At 74.3% G+C, this 16,822-nt stretch carries 16 protein-coding genes; 10 read left to right on the top strand and 6 right to left on the bottom strand.

Annotation, left to right across the window (positions count from 1 at the left end; all coding sequences use genetic code 11):
- Positions 1-1,002 precede the first annotated feature (1,002 nt).
- Positions 1,003-1,665, top strand: a complete 663-nt coding sequence (locus ACIHAR_RS08280) for a DUF4230 domain-containing protein (RefSeq protein ID WP_365457166.1) — start codon at positions 1,003-1,005, stop codon at positions 1,663-1,665.
- Positions 1,666-1,750: 85 nt separating this feature from the next.
- Positions 1,751-2,410 (top strand): VanZ family protein, encoded by a 660-nt coding sequence (locus ACIHAR_RS08275; protein ID WP_365457163.1) that lies wholly within the window; start codon positions 1,751-1,753, stop codon positions 2,408-2,410.
- 118 nt (positions 2,411-2,528) lie between these two features.
- Here the strand turns inward: ACIHAR_RS08275 and ACIHAR_RS08270 are convergent, their stop codons facing one another.
- Genes ACIHAR_RS08270 through ACIHAR_RS08260 form a run of 3 tightly spaced genes read right to left on the bottom strand, consistent with a single transcriptional unit; the run spans position 2,529 to position 4,662 of the window.
- Entirely contained in the window at positions 2,529-2,765 is a 237-nt protein-coding gene (locus ACIHAR_RS08270) for a hypothetical protein (protein ID WP_365457160.1), read from the bottom strand.
- A gap of 58 nt (positions 2,766-2,823) precedes the next feature.
- Positions 2,824-3,849, bottom strand: coding sequence for a DNA topoisomerase IB (locus ACIHAR_RS08265; RefSeq protein WP_365457157.1), 1,026 nt, complete (start codon positions 3,847-3,849; stop codon positions 2,824-2,826).
- 3 nt (positions 3,850-3,852) lie between these two features.
- On the bottom strand, positions 3,853-4,662 hold the full coding sequence (locus ACIHAR_RS08260) for an SDR family oxidoreductase (RefSeq protein WP_400017946.1): 810 nt from the start codon (positions 4,660-4,662) through the stop codon (positions 3,853-3,855).
- A 139-nt stretch (positions 4,663-4,801) separates the two neighbouring features.
- Here ACIHAR_RS08260 and ACIHAR_RS08255 point away from each other — a divergent pair, with 139 nt between their 5' ends.
- From ACIHAR_RS08255 to ACIHAR_RS08235, 5 genes are all read left to right on the top strand, one after another.
- Positions 4,802-5,839, top strand: a complete 1,038-nt coding sequence (locus ACIHAR_RS08255; protein WP_365457151.1) for a PHP domain-containing protein — start codon at positions 4,802-4,804, stop codon at positions 5,837-5,839.
- A 112-nt stretch (positions 5,840-5,951) separates the two neighbouring features.
- Complete coding sequence (locus tag ACIHAR_RS08250; protein ID WP_365457148.1) at positions 5,952-6,608, top strand: HAD family hydrolase; 657 nt, start codon at positions 5,952-5,954, stop codon at positions 6,606-6,608.
- Positions 6,605-7,858: an aromatic acid exporter family protein gene (locus ACIHAR_RS08245; RefSeq protein ID WP_400017943.1), complete on the top strand. Its 1,254-nt coding sequence runs from the start codon at positions 6,605-6,607 to the stop codon at positions 7,856-7,858. The genes ACIHAR_RS08250 and ACIHAR_RS08245 overlap by 4 nt, the downstream gene beginning before the upstream one ends.
- A 399-nt stretch (positions 7,859-8,257) precedes the next feature.
- Positions 8,258-9,235: an SDR family NAD(P)-dependent oxidoreductase gene (locus tag ACIHAR_RS08240; RefSeq protein ID WP_400017941.1), complete on the top strand. Its 978-nt coding sequence runs from the start codon at positions 8,258-8,260 to the stop codon at positions 9,233-9,235.
- Between the two features lie 189 nt (positions 9,236-9,424).
- Positions 9,425-10,453, top strand: a complete 1,029-nt coding sequence (locus ACIHAR_RS08235; RefSeq protein ID WP_400017939.1) for an SDR family oxidoreductase — start codon at positions 9,425-9,427, stop codon at positions 10,451-10,453.
- A gap of 111 nt (positions 10,454-10,564) precedes the next feature.
- On the opposite strand, the gene ACIHAR_RS08230 is transcribed toward ACIHAR_RS08235, so the two are convergent.
- The gene (locus ACIHAR_RS08230; RefSeq protein WP_365457136.1) at positions 10,565-10,819 is read right to left on the bottom strand and encodes a hypothetical protein; all 255 of its coding nucleotides are present in this window, start codon (positions 10,817-10,819) and stop codon (positions 10,565-10,567) included.
- 64 nt (positions 10,820-10,883) lie between these two features.
- On the bottom strand, positions 10,884-12,173 hold the full coding sequence (locus tag ACIHAR_RS08225; protein WP_400017937.1) for an ROK family protein: 1,290 nt from the start codon (positions 12,171-12,173) through the stop codon (positions 10,884-10,886).
- A 542-nt stretch (positions 12,174-12,715) separates the two neighbouring features.
- On the opposite strand from ACIHAR_RS08225, the gene ACIHAR_RS08220 reads away from it, so the two are divergent.
- From ACIHAR_RS08220 to ACIHAR_RS08210, 3 genes are all read left to right on the top strand, one after another.
- On the top strand, positions 12,716-13,210 hold the full coding sequence (locus ACIHAR_RS08220; RefSeq protein WP_388746896.1) for an FBP domain-containing protein: 495 nt from the start codon (positions 12,716-12,718) through the stop codon (positions 13,208-13,210).
- Between the two features lie 180 nt (positions 13,211-13,390).
- The gene (locus tag ACIHAR_RS08215; RefSeq protein WP_365457124.1) at positions 13,391-14,644 is read left to right on the top strand and encodes an FUSC family protein; all 1,254 of its coding nucleotides are present in this window, start codon (positions 13,391-13,393) and stop codon (positions 14,642-14,644) included.
- A 96-nt stretch (positions 14,645-14,740) separates the two neighbouring features.
- Positions 14,741-16,000 carry a lactonase family protein gene (locus ACIHAR_RS08210; protein WP_400017934.1) on the top strand — a complete coding sequence of 420 codons (1,260 nt, stop codon included), beginning with the start codon at positions 14,741-14,743 and terminating at the stop codon, positions 15,998-16,000.
- Here ACIHAR_RS08210 and ACIHAR_RS08205 read toward each other — a convergent pair.
- Entirely contained in the window at positions 15,968-16,696 is a 729-nt protein-coding gene (locus ACIHAR_RS08205; protein WP_400017932.1) for a DUF2470 domain-containing protein, read from the bottom strand. The genes ACIHAR_RS08210 and ACIHAR_RS08205 overlap by 33 nt on opposite strands.
- Positions 16,697-16,822 lie beyond the last annotated feature (126 nt).

The following is a 16,822-nucleotide window of genomic DNA, read 5'->3' as shown; positions in this document are numbered from 1 at the left end:
AGCGGACTCCGGCATGCGCGCGCGCGTTTGCAGGGTTCTGGTGGTCGTGGGCGCCGACTAGGAGCGGCACAGGCAGCTGGACGCGGGGCGGGGCGGGGTAGGTGGTGGGGCGGGTCGCGGGGCGGGAGGTGGGTCGCGGGAGGCGGGTCGCGGGGCGGTAGGCCGGTCGCGGGAGGCGGGGTCGCGGGGCGGTAGGCCGGTCGCGGGAGGCGGGGTCGCGGGGCGGTAGGTGGTCACGGGAGGTGGGTCGCGGGACACAGGACGCGGGACGCGGGGTCGCGGGGGGGTAGGCCGGTCGCGGGAGGCGGGGTCGCGGGGCGGTAGGCGGTCGCGGGAGGTGGGTCGCGGGACACAGGACGCGGGACGCGGGACGCAGAGCGAGACGCCGGTCGCGGGGTGCGAGGCAGGCAGGGCGCGGGACGCCGGTCGCGCGCGGGTCGGGCGCGGTGAGCCGCTCGGCTGCGGTGAGCCGATTGGCGCAGGGCGGAACCAGCCCTACTGGGTGGGCAGGGCCGGCCGGCAGTCGCCCAGGTCGGCGACGGCGGCGACGGGGTAGCAGCCCCGGACCGGCCTCAGGGGCATCGATCCGGCGCTGCTGCGCGGAGGTGAGCCGGTACCGGACGTCAGCCTCCGCGATGCTGCGCCGAGGTGAGCCGGCGCCGGACGTCAGTCTCCGTCCGATCCTGCCGGGCCGGCGCGCATACCCCGGATGATGCGGACACCCGGCCCGGCAAGGCCAGGCCCGACCGGCGTCGGTGGGTCCGCGCACGGCTGGCGGCGGTGCGGCTCGCGGCCGCCGTGGCAGCTGCCAGGACGCCCCTGGACGTGCGGGACGCCAGGGCTGGACGGCGCCCGCGGGGGCGCGGACGGCAGTCGTTGGTCTGCGGCCGGCGACCGCCGACCCGCCGCCCGGCCGCGGGTCGCACTGTCACAGCTCCTCAACAAGGCGGTCTGCCAAGGGCATTGGCGGGAATCCGGTCCATAGGAAGGAGGACCGTCGACATGACGACTTCCATCAAGCGCCTCCCCAGGCGCACGCCCGGCTGGGCGAAGGTGCTCACCGCCGTCGTGGTCGTGCTCGTCGTGATGTTCGCCGGGATCCGGCTGAGCCTGCTGCCGGGCCTGCGCGACTTCTTCGGCACCGAGACCCGCGACCGCTCGGGCCCCGCACTGCTCAAGTCGATCCAGGACATGAGCCGTTACGACGCCGCCTCCGGCAACTTCCAGGTCGTCGTGGACCTGGAGAAGGACGCCAAGTTCCTCCCCGACGCGCTGCGCGGCACCCGCACGCTCTACGTGGGGGCGGGCACCGTGGACGCCTACGTCGACCTCGGCAAGGTGGGCGAGGAGGACGTGTCGGTCAACGGCGACCGCACGTCGGCCACCCTCAGGCTGCCCCACGCGCGCCTCGGCACCCCGGCCCTCGACCCCGACCGCTCCTACGCGGTCTCCAAGCAGCGCGGTCTCCTGGACCGCCTCGGAGACCTCTTCTCGGACAACCCCAACGGCGAGCAGGCCGTGCAGAAGCTGGCCGTGCGGCACATCGGCGAGGCGGCCGAGGACAGCGAGCTGACGGCGCGCGCCGAGTCCAACACCACCGACATGCTCCAGGGCCTGCTGCGCTCCCTCGGCTTCAAGGAGGTGCGCGTGACCTACGGCAGCTGACGGGACCGCCGGCGGTGTCCGCATCCTCCGGTCGTTCAGGGGTAACCGGCTTACTACGCAGCGAAGTTGAAGACTGGAGGACCGCATGGCCCGTGCAGCCCTACGTCCGCGTACCGCCGCCCTCCGCGCGCGGAGCGTGTTGCGCCTGCGCGGCCCGGCCAAGTCCGGGGCGTCGGCGTCGACCGAGCCGCCCGAGGAGGTGAGGAACGCCGGTGGGGCGAGGAGCGGGAAGGGTTCCGGCGGCGCGAAGGGCGGCAGGACGAAGGACGCCGGGCCCGACGAGCGCCGGCCGCTGCCGTTCCCGCTGCGGCTGCTGGCGATGGTGTGCGCCTTCGCGTTCATGGTGGGCTTCGCCGTCGTGCTGGCCCGCGTGACGCTGGAGCCGTCCCCCGCGTCCGAGGCCCTGGTCCACTCCAACCTGCGGCCGGGCCGCTCGCTGCGGGCCTACCTGGACCAGCCCGAACTGCGCGACGCGGTCAAGCAGATCGGCGGGAACCTGCTGCTGGGCGTGCCGTTCGGTGTCCTGGTGCCGGTGCTGGCGCCCCGGGCGCGCGGGCTGCTGCGCGTGCTGTTGCTGACGGCGTCGGTGATGCTGCTGGTGGAGTTCGCGCAGGGCGCGCTGGTGACCGGACGCGCCTTCGACATCGACGACGTCATCCTCAACACGACGGGCGCGCTGATCGGTTACCTGCTCGTGGGCCGGCGGATGAGCCGGGCGGTCCACGCGCGCAAGCGGCGCGCGTGACACGGGCGGCCGCCGCGGGCGCATCGAACCGGTGGCGCTCCGGCGGTTCCCGCGTGTCGCGGCCCAGGGCTTCTTCCTCACCGACATGGCGCACCCGGGCCCTTGAGGAGGAGCCGGCCTAGCGCGGTCGCCAGGTGTACCGGTCACCGCCCACCCAACGGACCACGTCCGGGTCGTCGAGGTCGTGGACGGTGATGCCGAACGCGGCGGCTGCGTGGAGGACGTCGGTGACGGCCCTCGCCTCACCGACCACCTCGCCATCGATTTCCACGATGCGGAACGGCGGCGTGCCCGGCTGTACCCCGAGCACCGTGATCCGCGGGTGGGAGATGTAAGGGCTCGCGATTTCGGTCATGTCATAGAGCCTAGAACGCAACCGACGGGTAGGAATCTCCCGGTTTCGCCCCGTTCCGTCACCGCTTCCCCCCGTCGAGCAGGGCGAGCACCGCCGCCTCGACCGCGCCCTGGGTGGCCGGGCGCCCGAAGTTCCCGTGCTCGCCCAGCCGGGTGAGCGCGGGCGCGATGGTGCGCCCCTGCTCGAAGTGCTCGAAGACGCGCGGGTCGATGTAGGAGGTCCGGCACACCGCGGGCGTGTTGCCGAGGTAGCGGCTGACCTCGCGCACGGCCCGGGCGGCCTGCCGGCGGCGGGCGGATGGAGTGGCGCGGGCCTCCTTCGTGGTGACGGCCAGGGCGACCGCGGCCAGCACGGTGGCGTGCCAGGTGCGGAAGTCCTTGGCGGTGATGTCGGTGCCGGCCAGCCGCCGCAGGGCCTCGTTGAGGTCGCCGCCGCGCAGGTCGTGCCAGGTGCCGCGCTCCCGGTAGACCAGCAGCCGCTCACCGCCGGTCCGCCGCCGCAGCAGGGCGCGGACCACGGCGTGGGCCTGGTCGTCCACCAGCGCGCGGACGATCTCGGTGCCGCCCTTCGCCGGGAAGGAGAACGCGAGCTCGCCGCGACCACAGGTGACGTGCTCGCGCAGCATCGTGGTCAGGCCGTACGTCTCGCTCACCTTGGTGTGCCGGTCGCTGCCGATCCGGAAGAAACCGAGGTCCAGCAGGCGGACGGCGCACGCGGTGACGCGGGTGCGGCTCAGGCCGCGGCCCGCGAGGTCGGCGGAGACGCGGTGACGCAGGTCGGGCAGGGCCCGCGCGACCTCCCGGACGTGCTCGTGCTTGGCCTCGTCCTGCTGGGCGCGGAAGTGTTCGTGGTACAGGTACTGGCGGCGTCCCGCGTCGTCGGTGCCGACGGCCTGGAGGTGGCCGTTGGTCCAGGGGCAGATCCACACGTCGCGCCAGGCGGGCGGGATGGTCAGGGCCCGGATCCGGGCGAGCTGCTCGGGGTCGGTGAGCGGCTCGCCGGCCGTGTCCAGGTAGCGGAAGCCACGGCCGTGGCGGACGCGCGAGAAGCCGGGCCGGTCGCAGGAGCTCGTACGCAGTCTCATCGCTCAGGGACGGCGCCAGTCGTCGCTGTCCAGGTGCGACCCGGCCTGCGGACCCATGCGGAGCATGCCGCCGTCCACGCTCCAGGACGCGCCGGTGACGTACGAGGCGTCGGGGCCGGCGAGGAAGGCGATGACGGCGGCGACCTCGCGGGCGTCGCCGGGCCGGCCCAGCGGGACGCCGGGGCGGCCCACGGCGTGCACGTCGGTGTCCTCCTGCCCGGTCATCGGCGTGGCGATCTCGCCGGGGGCGACGGCGTTGACGGTGATCCCGTACTCGGCGAGCTCCAGCGCCATGACCTGGGTGAGCAGGCCGAGGCCGCCCTTGGCGGCGCAGTAGGGGGCGGCGCCGACGCGCGGCTGGTGCTCGTGGACCGAGGTGACGTTGACGATCCGGCCGCCGTCGCCCTGCCGGATCATGTGCCGGGCGGCCCTCTGCCCGCACAGGAACGGGCCGACCAGGTCCACGTCCAGCACGCGGCGCACGTCGTCCAGTTCCAGGTCGAGGAACGGCGTCATGGTGCCCGTACCGGCGTTGTTGACCAGCACGTCGAGGCGGCCGAGCCGGTCGCACAGCTCGTCGACGGTGTCGGCGGCGGTGGGCAGCCGGGTGAGGTCCAACTGGGCGACGGCGGCCCGCCGGCCGTGCGAGCGGACCTCCTGCGCGGTCTCCTCCGCTCCCTCGCGGTCGCTGTGCCAGGTGATGCCGATGTCCATCCCGGCCCGGGCGAGGCGTACGGCGGTGGCGCGGCCGATGCCCGAGTCGGCACCGGTGATCACGGCCACCTTGGGGTGGGGAGCGGTCGGGGCGGACATCCGTGGCCTCCTCCTGGACGGCGAGAGGGGTGGGACGTCGCAGTACCCGGGTGCGTACGCGACAAACCGCCGGTGACCGGCCGCCGGTCCGCGGTGCGGGCCGGGCCGGGCTGGGGAACTCTGGAGCCAGGAGGTGGCCATGGATCCCGTGGAGGCCCTGGACCGGATCGCCTTCCTGCTGGAGCGGTCCCTGGCGCCGACGTACCGTGTGCGGGCCTTCCGCACCGCGGCCCGCGTCCTGGGGCGTCTGCCGGCCGACGAGGTCGGGCAACGGGCGGCGGAGGGGACGCTGGAGTCGCTCAGGGGCGTCGGCCCGAAGACGGCCCAGGTGGTGAGGGAGGCGCTCGCCGGGCGTGTCCCGGCCTATCTGGAGAAGCTGGAGGGCGAGGTCGGGCAGCCGCTCACGGACGGCGGCGCGCGGCTGCGGGCCCTGCTGCGCGGGGACTGCCATGTGCACTCCGACTGGTCCGACGGCGGCAGTCCGATCGAGGAGATGGGCCGGGCCGCGGCGGCGCTCGGGCACGAGTGGGCGGCGCTCACCGACCACTCGCCGCGTCTGACGGTGGCCCGCGGGCTGTCGCCGGAGCGGCTGCGGCGGCAGCTGGACGTGGTCGAGGAGCTCAACGCGACCTGGGCGCCGTTCCGGCTGCTGACCGGCATCGAGTGCGACATCCTGGACGACGGCTCCCTCGACCAGGAGCCGGAGCTGCTGGAGCGGCTCGACGTGGTGGTGGTGTCCGTGCACTCCAAGCTGCGCATGGAGTCCCGCGCGATGACCCGCCGCATGGTGAACGCGGTCCGCAACCCGCATGCCGACGTGCTCGGACACTGCACCGGGCGGCTGGTGACCGGGCGGGGCCGGCCGGGGTCGCAGTTCGACGCCGACGAGGTGTTCGCGGCGTGCGCCGAGTCGGGCACGGCCGTGGAGATCAACAGCCGCCCCGAGCGGCTCGACCCGCCCCGCCGGCTGCTGCGCCGGGCCGTCGAGGCGGGTGTGCTGTTCTCCGTCGACACCGACGCCCACGCTCCCGGCCAGCTGGACTGGCAGGTCCTCGGCTGCGCACGGGCCGAGGAGTGCGGGGTGCCGCCGGAACGGGTGGTGAACACCTGGCCCGCGGACGACCTGCTGGCCTGGACACATGAGGGCCGGGTGCCCGCGAGCGTGGCGGGCCGCTGACGTGGTACCCGGGGCGCCGCCCACCCGGGCGCTCGAGCCCTGCCCACGGGCAGCCGTGGCGAACCGGGGCGTCCGTGAGGGACCCGGGCGCCCGTGAGAGAAAGGACCTCGGATGGAACGCGCCGCCGTCTTCGACGTCGACGGCACCCTCGTCGACACCAACCACCTGCACGTCGTGACCTGGTGGGAGGCGCTGCGGCAAGCCGGCCACAGGGTGCCGATGCACGCCGTGCACCGGGCGATCGGCCTCAGTTCCACCGACCTGATCGCGCATCTCCTCGGCGAGGACCGGGACAAGGACGGGGACGCTGGCCTGAGCGACGCCCACAAGGCTCTGTACGGGCAGTACTTCGACCGGCTTCCCGCGCTGCGGGACGCCGGGGCGCTGCTGAAGCGACTGCACGGCAACGGCTGGACGGTGGTGCTCGCCACCTCGGCGAGCGGGGCGGAACTGTCGGCGCTGCGGCGCGCCCTGGACGCCGACGAGGCGATCGCGGCCACCGCGAGCTCGGACGACGTCGAGCAGGGCAAGCCGGCGCCGGAGCCCGTCGAACACGCCCTGGACCTGGTGGGGGTGCCCGCCGAGCGGGCCGTCTTCGTCGGGGACAGCGTCTGGGACATGCGGGCGGGCCGCCGGGCCGGGGTGCGCTGTGTGGGGGTGCTGTGCGGCGGGATCCCGCGCGCCGACCTGGAGGAGGCGGGCGCCCAGGAGGTCTACGCCGACCCCGCCGACCTGCTGGCGTCCCTGGAGGACAGCCCGCTGGCATGAGTATCCGCATGGGGACGCGTGGGACGGAAGGCGCCGGAGCCCACTGGGCGGAGGCGGTACGGCGGGAGGCGGGAGCCGTCGGGCGGGCCGCGCGGGCGGCCCTGAGCGGTCCCGGGCGCGAACGGGACCTGGTGGTGCAGGCGCTCAAGGCGGCGCTGGCCGCGCTGCTCGCCTGGTGCGTGGCGAGCGTCTGGCTGGGCGACCCGATGGCCCTGATGGCGCCCTGGGTGGCGCTGGTGCTGGTGCAGGCCACGGTGTACGGCTCGCTGCGGCAGGCCGCCCAGCAGTGGACGGCGATCTGCGCGGGCACCCTGCTCGCCTCGGCGGCGCAGGCGCTGACCGGCAACACACTGGGCGCGCTGGCGCTGTCCGTGCCGCTGCTGATGCTGCTGGCGCACTGGCCGCGCTTCGGCGACCAGGGCATCTACGCGGCCACCACGGCGGTGTTCACGCTGGCCGCGGGCGCGGTGTCGGTACCGGCGGTGGGGCACCGGGTGGGGCAGGCGGCGCTCGGCGCGGTGATCGGGGTGGCCGTGAACGCGCTCGTGCTGCCGCCGGTGCACCTGCGGGACGTGCGGGAGAATCTCGCGGCACTGGCGAGGGAGGCGGGCGAGGCGCTGCACGCGGTTTCCGCCGGGCTGCGTGACGGGGAGTGGGACGCGGGGACGGCCGCCGACTGGTCGCACAGGGCCGCCCGTCTCGAACAGCGGCGCCAAGGGCTGCGGTCGGCGCGGGGCTGGAGCCGGGAGAGCCTGCGGCTGACGGCCGGCCCGTTGCGCGCACTGCACCGCGTGCCGCTCGACGTGCCGCCGGAGTCGGAGGACGCCCGCTGGGGCCGGGTGGCGGACCACGTCACGGCCCTCACCCGCACCCTCGCGGTGGCGGCCGACGACGACCGTTCACCGGCCCCGCCGGAGGCGGCGGCACTGCGGGCGTACGCCCGGCTGCTGGAGCTGATCGGCGACGCGTGCGAGGCGGAGGCCGGGCGTCTCCCGGCGCCGTGGGCCGGCGCACGGACGGGCGCGCCGGCCGAGACGCCCGAGGCGGACGGCGTCGGGGCGGGGACCGTGGAGGGGAGGAGCGTGGAGTCGGAGATGGAGGAGCTGCGGGCCCGGCTGCAAGGGGACCTGCGCGACCACGCCGGGCAGGGCGCGGCGCCCACGGCCGTCCTAGGGACCCTGCTCCTCCAGGCGGAAAACCTGTGGGCCGAGGTCCTTCCGGGCACCCGGCAGAAAAAACGGACACAGTGACGCGGATCACCCCGAACGGGGGCGGGGGCGGGAACACCGGCCAGTGGTTCGCCGTTGAACGAGCCGTGGGTGCGGATGGGACAGTGTCCCCGGGCCTCACCTTTTGCCCACAGGGACGATCGTTCGGCTGAAGCCCTGTGGAGCGTTTCGCCGAGAGGCGACCGCCATCCGCGCCCACCACCTGACCGCCCCGACCGTGATCCCCCCGTCCGGTCGGGGCTTCCCCTTTCCCGGCGCGTCCCCCGCGTTCGTGCGCCCGCTCCTCCTCGCTCTCCGCCGCCCTCCCGGCGCTCGTCGTCGTCCCCTCTCCCCCACCTCCCGACGCTCGTCGCCCTCTTTCCCCCTGACCGCGTGGTCGGCCTTGACTTCGAGAGCACTCCACTTCGTAGCGTTCCGGACATGAGCACCGCACAGCACAAGATCGGATCCGGGTTCGGCGCCCGCAGCACCGCCGACGACGTCCTCGCCGGTATCGACCTGACCGGCCGACTCGCCCTCGTGACGGGCGGATACTCGGGCCTCGGCCTGGAGACCACACGCGCGCTGACGAAGGTCGGCGCCCGGGTCGTGGTCCCCGCCCGGCGCCCGGCCACCGCCCGGGAGAACCTGTCCGGCCTCGACGGCGTCGAGGTGGACGAGCTCGATCTGGGCGACCTGGACAGCGTGCGCGCCTTCGCCGACCGCTTCCTCGCCTCGGGCCGCCGCCTCGACCTCGTCATCGGCAACGCGGGCATCATGGCCTGCCCGGAGACGCGGGTCGGGCCCGGCTGGGAGGCCCAGTTCGCGACGAACCACCTGGGCCACTTCGCCCTCGTCAACCGCCTCTGGCCGGCGATCGAGCCCGGCGGCGCCCGCGTGGTCTCCGTCTCCTCGCGCGGTCACCACTTCTCGGGCATGCGCTGGGACGACGTCCACTGGCGGCAGGGCTACGACAAGTGGCAGGCGTACGGCCAGGCGAAGACGGCGAACGTCCTGTTCGCCGTCCACCTCGACCACCTCGCCCGGGACCGGGGCGTCCGTGCCTTCTCCCTCCACCCCGGCGGCATCCTCACCCCGCTCCAGCGGCACCTGCCGAAGGAGGAGATGGTGGCGAACGGGTGGATCGACGAGGCCGGCAACCCTCTGAACCCGGAGGGCTTCAAGACACCGCAGCAGGGCGCGGCCACGCAGGTGTGGGCGGCGACCTCACCGCAGCTCGCCGGGATGGGCGGCGTCTACCTCGAGGACTGCGACATCGCCGAGCCCGCCCCGGCGGACGGCGAGCGCGTCGGCGTCAAGGACTGGGCCACGGACCCGGAGCAGGCGGCCCGCCTGTGGGAGCTGTCGGCGGAGCTGACGGGCGTGAACGCCTTCGCCGGCCGGTCCGAGGGGCCGTAGGGGCGTCCGTCGGCCGATCCGCCCTCGTGCCGGGACCCGCGCCGAGCCGGTCACCCACGGGGCCGCGCTGCCCTCTTGGCCGGGCCCGGCGGAGAGGCAACGCACCGAGGGGCGCGCCGCGTCGCGTGCATCGCTCGGCACCGGGGTACTCGGGTCGCTCCAGCCAGGACACGGCGAGAGGAGTCGACGGTGAGCAGCGGGTCGGGCAGGAAGGTCGTGGTCACGGGCGCGACCGGCAACGTCGGCACGAGTGTGGTGCGGCTCCTCGCGGAGGATCCGGAGGTCGGGTCGCTGGTGGGGCTGGCCCGGCGGATCCCGGAGTGGGCGCCGCCGAAGACGGAGTGGTCGGCGGTCGACCTGGCGTCGGAGCAGGCCGACCTGGGCGGGGTCTTCGAGGGCGCGGACGCGGTGGTGCATCTGGCGTGGGCGTTCCAGCCGACGCACGATCCGGCGGCGACCTGGCGGACGAACGTGCTCGGGAGCATGCGGGTCTTCGAGGCGGCGGCCGCCGCGCAGGTGCCGGTCCTCGTGCACGCCTCCTCCGTGGGCGCCTACTCACCGGGCCCGAAGGACCACGCCGTGGACGAGTCCTGGCCGACGCACGGCTGGCCGGACGCCGCGTACTGCCGGGAGAAGGCGTACCTGGAGCGCGCCCTGGACACCTTCGAGCGTGACCATCCGGACATGCGGGTGGTCCGGATGCGGCCGGCGTTCCTGTTCAAACGGGAGTCGGCGAGCGAGCAGCGGCGCATCTTCGGCGGGCGGTTCCTGCCGGGGCAGGTCGCCCGCCCCGACCTGCTGCCGTTCCTGCCGGACATCCCGGGCCTGCGCGTGCAGGCGCTGCACACCGACGACGCGGCGGAGGCGTACCGGCTCGCCGTGCGCACGGAGGTGCGCGGAGCGTTCAACCTGGCGGCCGATCCGCCGCTCGACGCGGAGCTGCTGGGCGAGATGTTCGACGCCCGCCCGGTACGGCTCCCCCGCACGGCGGCCCGCTCGGCGATCGCGGCCGCGTGGAACCTGCGACTGCTGCCGGCCTCCCCGCACCTGTTCGACGCGGTCCTGCGGCTGCCGATGATGGACTGCACCCGAGCGCGCGTCGAACTCGGCTGGCGGCCGGAGCGCACGGCGACGGAGGTGCTGGAGGAGTTCCTGCGCGGCATGCGGCAGGGAGAGGGCGAGGCCACGGAGCCCCTGCGCGGGCGCAAGGTGGGCTGAGAGCCTGCCGTCACCGCACACGGCCGTCAGCCGCTGACCTCACGCAGTCGCTGAGAGGGACGGCCGGAGCGGGTCGGCGGGACGAGCCACGCTCCCGGACGAGCCGCCGCCTCAGTCGGACGGCTCGTCCGGGACGGGGTGTTCGGGGTGGACGCCGGCCGATCGGGGCGCGCCCTGGCGGCCCGTGCCGGCCTCGTCCGTGTCGGGGACGTCGGTGGCGGACTCCTCGTCCCCGGATTCGCCCTCGCCGGATCCGGCCGGGGCTACCTCCCAGGGGTCCTCACCGGCGTCGGCCTGCTGGTCGGGCAGGTCGCGCGGGATCGGCGTGCCGTTCTCGCCGGGGCCTTCGAGGCGACGGTCGGCCACGGGGCTCTCCCTTCGGGTCGTACGAAACCCCACGCGAGTACCTCCGCCCCCGACCGGCGAAACCTCAGTACGGAGTACGTTCCTCCAGTGCCGTGCGCCAAGCGGGCGCGGGGCCGCTGGGCAGGGGTTCGGGGCGTCGGCCGCCGCGCGAGAAGAAGTCGGCGAGGGGCAGGATCGCGGCGCCCACGGTGACCGCGTCGGGACCCAGCCGGCCCAGTTCGACGGTCACCTTCGCGGCGGGATGGCGCAGCGCGTACGCCGTGGCGTGGTGGCGGACGGCGGGCAGGAACCGTGTGCCGAGCTGGAGGCCGGCCCAGCCGCCGATGAGGATGCGCTCCGGCTGGAACAGGTTGATCAGGTCGGAGAGCCCGGCGCCCAGGTACTCGGCGGTCTCCTCCAGGACGGCGAGGGCGACCGGGTCGGCCGGGCCGCCGTCGGCCGGGTAGGCGGCGGCGAGCATCGCGGTCAGGGCGGTCTCCTCGTCGGCCCCCCGAGGAGGCTCGCCGCCCTCCTCGCGCCAGCGGTCGAGGAGGGCCTCGGCCCCCGCGTACGCCTCCAGACAGCCGAGCGCCCCGCAACGACAGCGGCGCCCCCGCACCCGGACGGTCAGATGCCCCCACTCAACGGCCCGGCCGTGCTCGACCTCGGGGGTGACGAGGCAGGCGCCGACACCCGAGCCGAAGAGGACGACGCATGCGTTGCGGGCGCCGCGGCCGCCGCCGAACCACATCTCGGCCTGCCCCAGGGTCTTGGCTCCGTTGTCGATGAAGTACGGCACGGTGTCCGGGAGCGGTGAGCCCTCACGCAGCAGCTCCTCCAGGGGAACGGCGTCCCAGCCGATCGTCTGGCCGTGCACGACGGCGCCCCGGTCGAGGGTGCGTTCGACGATGCCCGGGACGCCGATGCCGACGCCGAGGAGCTGTTCGGGTGCGATGCCGGCGGCGGCCATCACCTCGCCGACGCCGTCGCGGATGTGCCCGACGATGCCCTCGACCTCGTACCGGCGCTGCTCCAACGGGCGCTCGGCGCGGGCGAGCTCGGTGAGGGTCAGATCGAACAGCTCGATGCGCACGCGGGTCTCGCCGACGTCCACGCCGATCATGTGGCCGCTGCCGGGGGCGACCCGCAGGAGGGTGCGGGGCCGACCGCCGTCGGAGTCGACGCTGCCGGCCTCCTCCACCAGCCCGTCCGCGACCAGGTCGGCGACGACATTGCTGACGGAACCCGAGCTCAGGCCGGTGACCGGCCCCAGCTCGAAGCGGCTCAGGGGCCCGTCGAAGTAGAGCCGTTGCAGGACGGCCGTGCGGTTGGCCCGCCTGAGATCGCGTACCGTACGCCCGTTGCGCCCCGCCATGTGGCTCCCTTCGCACCCTGCCCGACCCGCAACATACCGCTGCTGCCCGACTCGGCGCGACATTCTCCAACCCTTAGTTCACGATGTGAGCTAAGAGAGCCCGCCGATTCCGCCGGTCGGCGGCGTACATTCACGCACTCACCGGGCCTCCCGTACGCGGCGGGCAGGTCGGGCGACGGCGACAACCGAAGCGGCGGCGATGGTCCGGCATGCGGGATCGTGGTCGCCTCGTGCGGCGCGAACCGCCGTCCAGGGCAGGCGAGTTCACCGGCGGTCCGCGGGCCGGCGCGATGACCACCGCCGCGCAGGTGCCGGCGATCGCCCTGGACGAGACGTCGGGCCCGGCGCTGGACGTGGACCGGGAGGCCGTTCCGTTCGGCGCCGCCACCCACGACATCGGCAGAACCCTGCACCCGGTGCCGCGCGCCCCCACGGGAACTCGACGTACGGGAAATCCGTTGGCCCCCCGCAACCCCGGTGATTACTGTAGGCAGAAACCTAGCTCCCCTAGGTTCTGCGGGAAGAGACCCAGGAGGCCCCCCATGAGATCGCTCACCGAGCAGGACATCCGCAACTCGTTCGTGAACTGCTCCAAGGGAGAGGCCAAGCGCCTGTCCGTACCGCGTGACCTCGACGAACGCCCCTGGGGCGACCTCGACTTCCTCGGCTGGCGCGATCCAGGCGCCCCCGACCGCAGTTATCTGGTCACCGAACGGGGCGGACGGCTCGTCGGCGTGACCCTCCGCTTCCCCGCCTCGCAGCGCGGCTTCCTGCACCGCAGCATGTGCTCCCTCTGTCTCACCACGCATCCCGGCGGCGGCGTCTCCCTGATGACGGCCCGCAAGGCGGGGGCGGCGGGCCGCGAGGGCAACTCGGTGGGCCTGTACATGTGCACCGACCTGGCCTGTTCCCTTTACGTCCGGGGCATGAAGAAGCCGGAGGCGGGCGGCCGCTTCGAGGAGAACCTCACGCTGGAGGAGCAGATCGCCCGGACCACGGGCAACCTGTCCGCCTTCCTGGACAAGCTGTACGCCTGAGATCACCGCTCGACGGCGACCCGGCCCGCCGCCGCCACTGGTGTTCCGGGGGACACTGCGGCAATCTGGCGAACGTGGCCGGAATTCGCCTTCACCGCCGCGCCACCTCCGCCCGGGAGGCCCCGGACCGGTGACGGAAGAGACGTTCGAGGCATCAGAGGAACGGGAACTGGCCAAGGAATGGCAGATGTACGTGAACGTGCCGCGCCGTTCGTGCGGCTGGTGCAACGGCGCCGGGAACCCGTGGTCGTCCAGGCTTTCCGGTCCGCCACGGCGGCGACGATCGCCTATGTCGTCGCGCTGCGCCTGAGCCCCGAGGCCGCCCCTCTCACCGCGCCGCTGACCGCGCTGCTGGTCGTCCAGGTCACGCTGTACGCGACACTCACCAACGGGGTGCGCCGGGTCAACTCGGTGGTGGCCGGGGTGCTGGTCGCCATCGCGTTCAGCCTGCTGGTCGGGCTGACCTGGTGGAGTCTCGCGCTGCTGATCGTGGCGTCGCTGGCGGTCGGGCATCTGGTGCGGGTGGACGAGTACGTGCCCGAAGTGGCGATCAGCGCCATGCTGGTGCTCGGGGTCACCGCGCACAGCGACCTGGCCTGGGCGCGGATCCTCGAGACGCTGATCGGGGCCGTGGTCGGTCTCGCCATCAACCTCCTGCTGCCTCCTCCGGTGTGGGTGGAGGAGGCCGGCGAGTCGATCGAGGGACTGGCCCGGCGGGTGCGGCAGCTGATGCTGCGCCTCGGGGAGCAGGCCGCCGGTCGCACGGCGGTCGAGGAGGCGGCCGCCCGGCTGCACGAGGCACGCCGGCTCGACCACGACATCGTGCAGGTGGACGCGTCCCTGCGGCAGGCCGAGGACAGTCTGCGGCTCAATCCCCGGGTGCGGGAGGGCCTGCTGCACCGGGTGGTGCTGCGCACCGGCCTGGACACGCTGGAGATCTGCACGGTCGTCCTGCGGGTGCTGGCCCGTACCCTCACCGACCTCGCCAAGGAGCGCGAGCCGCACCCCCTGTTCGAGCCCGAGACCGGCGAGGTGGTGGAGCGGCTGCTGTCGGAGATCGCCGACGCCGTGGTCAGCTTCGCGGTACTGGTCACCACGCACGTCAGCCTCAACGCGGACGCCGCGGAGTCCCGGCTCACCGCGGAGCTGCGGCAGGCCGCCGCCACCCGCGACAAGCTGGCCCAACTGCTGCTGGACCAGCTCCAGCACGACGCCCGGCAGTGGCAGCTGCACGGCGCGGTGCTCACCGAGGTCAACCGCATCATCGACGAACTCGACACCGAGCACCGCTCCCGCCGGCTCCTGGAGGAACTGGACCGTGTGTCGGGGGAACAGAGCGCACGGATGCCGCGTCTGTCCCGGCTGCGCGAGCGCCTCGGCGTCCAGGAGGACCTGTGGCGCAACCGCACGGGGCTCGGCGGGCCTTTCCGCTGAGCTGCGACCGGCGGCCCGGCGTTTTTGCGTTCGGCGGCACCCGCACGCCAGGGTGGTTGTCACGACGGTGACGTACGACGACCTGGGGTGCGGGACATGGGCAGTGGGACGGAACCGGCGCGCTGGGGGTCCCCCCGCTCGGCCGCAGCCGGGAGCGGGGGCGTCTGGAGCAGGCGCCGCTTCGTCGGAGCGCTCGGCGCGGGGACCGCGGCGGCGGCCCTCAGCGGCTGCGGCGGCGGGTCGCGGGACCCCGGGCCCCGGGGAAGCGCGCAGGGCGTGGCGCCGGACGGGACGCCCGCCTCACCGCCGGCCTCGAAGGCGCCTTCCGGCCGCCACCCGCTCTACCTCGGCACCTACACCTCGGCCGAGGGCGGCGGCAAGGGCATCGGCATGGCCGCGTACGACCCGGCGTCGGGCCGGATCACCGGCCGGAGCACGATCACGGGCGTGCAGGACCCGTCGTACCTCGCGGTGCACCCGGACGGCCGGACCCTGTACGCGGTCGAAGAGCGCGAACGCGGTGCCGTGACCGCCGTACGGGTGTCGGACCGCGCGGTGCTGGGGAGCCGGGCGACGGGCGGGTCCCACCCCTGTCATCTGTCCGTACATCCGGGCGGGCGGTGGCTGCTGAGCGCCGACTACGGTTCGGGCAGCGTGGCCGTGCACCCGATCGCCGCCTCGGGGGCGCTCGGGGAGCGCACCGACCGGGTCGTCCACAGCCGTCCTGCTCCCGGTCCCGGTCAGGAGGGGCCCCACGCCCACCAGTTCCTCACCGCGCCGGACGGCGGCCACGTCCTCGCCGTTGACCTCGGCACCGACACCGTCTACACCTACCGCCTGGACGAAAGGTCCGGCACGCTCACCGAGGTCGCGCGGGCGCACACCCGTCCCGGCGCCGGGCCGCGCCATCTCACGTTCCATCCGAAGGGCCGGTACGCCTACCTGGCCAACGAGGTCGACGACACGGTGGCGGTCTGCGCCTACGAGCCGGCCACGGGCCGCCTGACGATCGGCGCGCCGCAGTCCACGGGCGCGAAGGCGGACACCAACTACCCGGCGCAGTTCGCGGTGACGCCGGACGGCGCGTACGCCTACCTCGCCAACCGCGGCGACAACACGCTGGCACGCTACGCGGTGGAGGCGGACGGGGCCCGGCTGCGGCTGCTCGGCACGGTGCCGGCGGAGGGGGACTTCCCCCGGCAGATCGCCCTCTCGCCGGACGGGGGCCTGCTGTTCGCCGCGAACCAGCGCTCCGGCACGGTCAGCGTGTTCCGGGTGGACGGCACCAGCGGCGACCTCCGGCTCGCGGGCGAGCCGTTCGCGTCACCCGTCGCCGTCTGTGCGCTGCCGCTGTAGGGAGGCGCGCGGGCAGGAGGCCGCGGCGGCCTGGCCGAGCAGGACGTGCATGCGCTCGGTGAGCTGCCCGACGTCGTCGGCGGGCGCGTGGAAGGGCAGGCGTACGTCGCCGTGGGCGCGGACGCGTTCGATGCGCAGCGTGAGGCCGTGCCGGTCGACGGCGAGCGGCTGGACCCGGACGGCGCCGTGCAGGCTGTCCCGCTGGACGAGGCGGGTGAGCCGTTCGACCGCGTCGGGGTGGGCGTCCGCGAGGTGGGTGAGGAGCTGGGCCTCGGCGGTGGCGAGCGGGTCGGGTGCGGCGGCGGCGAACTCGTCGAGGTCGACGACGACCGCGCCGGAGGGCTGTTTCAGCACGACCCGGGTGGCGTGGAGGGTCAGACGGCCGTCCTCGGGGACGAACCAGCCGGCGAGCCAGAGCCGGGCGCGGATGCGGTTGCGGACGGGGACGGGCGCGACGTCCGCGAACTCCAGCACGGCGGAGGGCTCACCGCGGGGCGCGCAGATGGCCGCCGTGAGCAGGGCGCTGTCCTCGGGCACGTGCAGCCGCACCCGCCCGTCCTCGCCGACGGTGTGCGCCCCGACGAACTCCTCGCGCCCGCCGTCCGCGGTCACCGCGCAGGACCACGAGGCGGCGAGCACCGACCGGGCCCGTTCGGCCGCGGCAGGCGCGGCCGTCCAGCTGTGGCTGTCACCCATCCCAGAACCTCCTTAGGTAAGCCTTGCCTAACCTATCGAAGATCGGCGCCCGCGCCAACCGTGCCGACCCCAGCAGTCGGTCCGGGGCATCAGCCGCCGCCCCTCAGGAGTGAAGGTGAAGGTGTC

This window comes from Streptomyces sp. NPDC052016, assembly GCF_044548445.1.
Classification (GTDB): domain Bacteria; phylum Actinomycetota; class Actinomycetes; order Streptomycetales; family Streptomycetaceae; genus Streptomyces.
Note: the sequence above shows the minus strand (reverse complement) of the source record. Positions and strands in the feature narration are given on the sequence as shown.

Bases quoted from the DNA above. Each gene is read 5' to 3' on its own strand.
- ACIHAR_RS08250 (WP_365457148.1), top strand. From the start codon at position 5,952: ATGGAACGCGCCGCCGTCTTCGACGTCGACGGCACCCTCGTCGACACC.
- ACIHAR_RS08255 (WP_365457151.1), top strand. From the start codon at position 4,802: ATGGATCCCGTGGAGGCCCTGGACCGGATCGCCTTCCTGCTGGAGCGG.
- ACIHAR_RS08280 (WP_365457166.1), top strand. From the start codon at position 1,003: ATGACGACTTCCATCAAGCGCCTCCCCAGGCGCACGCCCGGCTGGGCG.
- ACIHAR_RS08275 (WP_365457163.1), top strand. From the start codon at position 1,751: ATGGCCCGTGCAGCCCTACGTCCGCGTACCGCCGCCCTCCGCGCGCGG.
- ACIHAR_RS08240 (WP_400017941.1), top strand. From the start codon at position 8,258: ATGAGCACCGCACAGCACAAGATCGGATCCGGGTTCGGCGCCCGCAGC.
- ACIHAR_RS08205 (WP_400017932.1), bottom strand. From the start codon at position 16,696: ATGGGTGACAGCCACAGCTGGACGGCCGCGCCTGCCGCGGCCGAACGG.
- ACIHAR_RS08265 (WP_365457157.1), bottom strand. From the start codon at position 3,849: ATGAGACTGCGTACGAGCTCCTGCGACCGGCCCGGCTTCTCGCGCGTC.
- ACIHAR_RS08220 (WP_388746896.1), top strand. From the start codon at position 12,716: ATGAGATCGCTCACCGAGCAGGACATCCGCAACTCGTTCGTGAACTGC.
- ACIHAR_RS08210 (WP_400017934.1), top strand. From the start codon at position 14,741: ATGGGCAGTGGGACGGAACCGGCGCGCTGGGGGTCCCCCCGCTCGGCC.
- ACIHAR_RS08245 (WP_400017943.1), top strand. From the start codon at position 6,605: ATGAGTATCCGCATGGGGACGCGTGGGACGGAAGGCGCCGGAGCCCAC.
- ACIHAR_RS08225 (WP_400017937.1), bottom strand. From the start codon at position 12,173: ATGGCGGGGCGCAACGGGCGTACGGTACGCGATCTCAGGCGGGCCAAC.
- ACIHAR_RS08260 (WP_400017946.1), bottom strand. From the start codon at position 4,662: ATGTCCGCCCCGACCGCTCCCCACCCCAAGGTGGCCGTGATCACCGGT.
- ACIHAR_RS08215 (WP_365457124.1), top strand. From the start codon at position 13,391: ATGGCAGATGTACGTGAACGTGCCGCGCCGTTCGTGCGGCTGGTGCAA.
- ACIHAR_RS08270 (WP_365457160.1), bottom strand. From the start codon at position 2,765: ATGACCGAAATCGCGAGCCCTTACATCTCCCACCCGCGGATCACGGTG.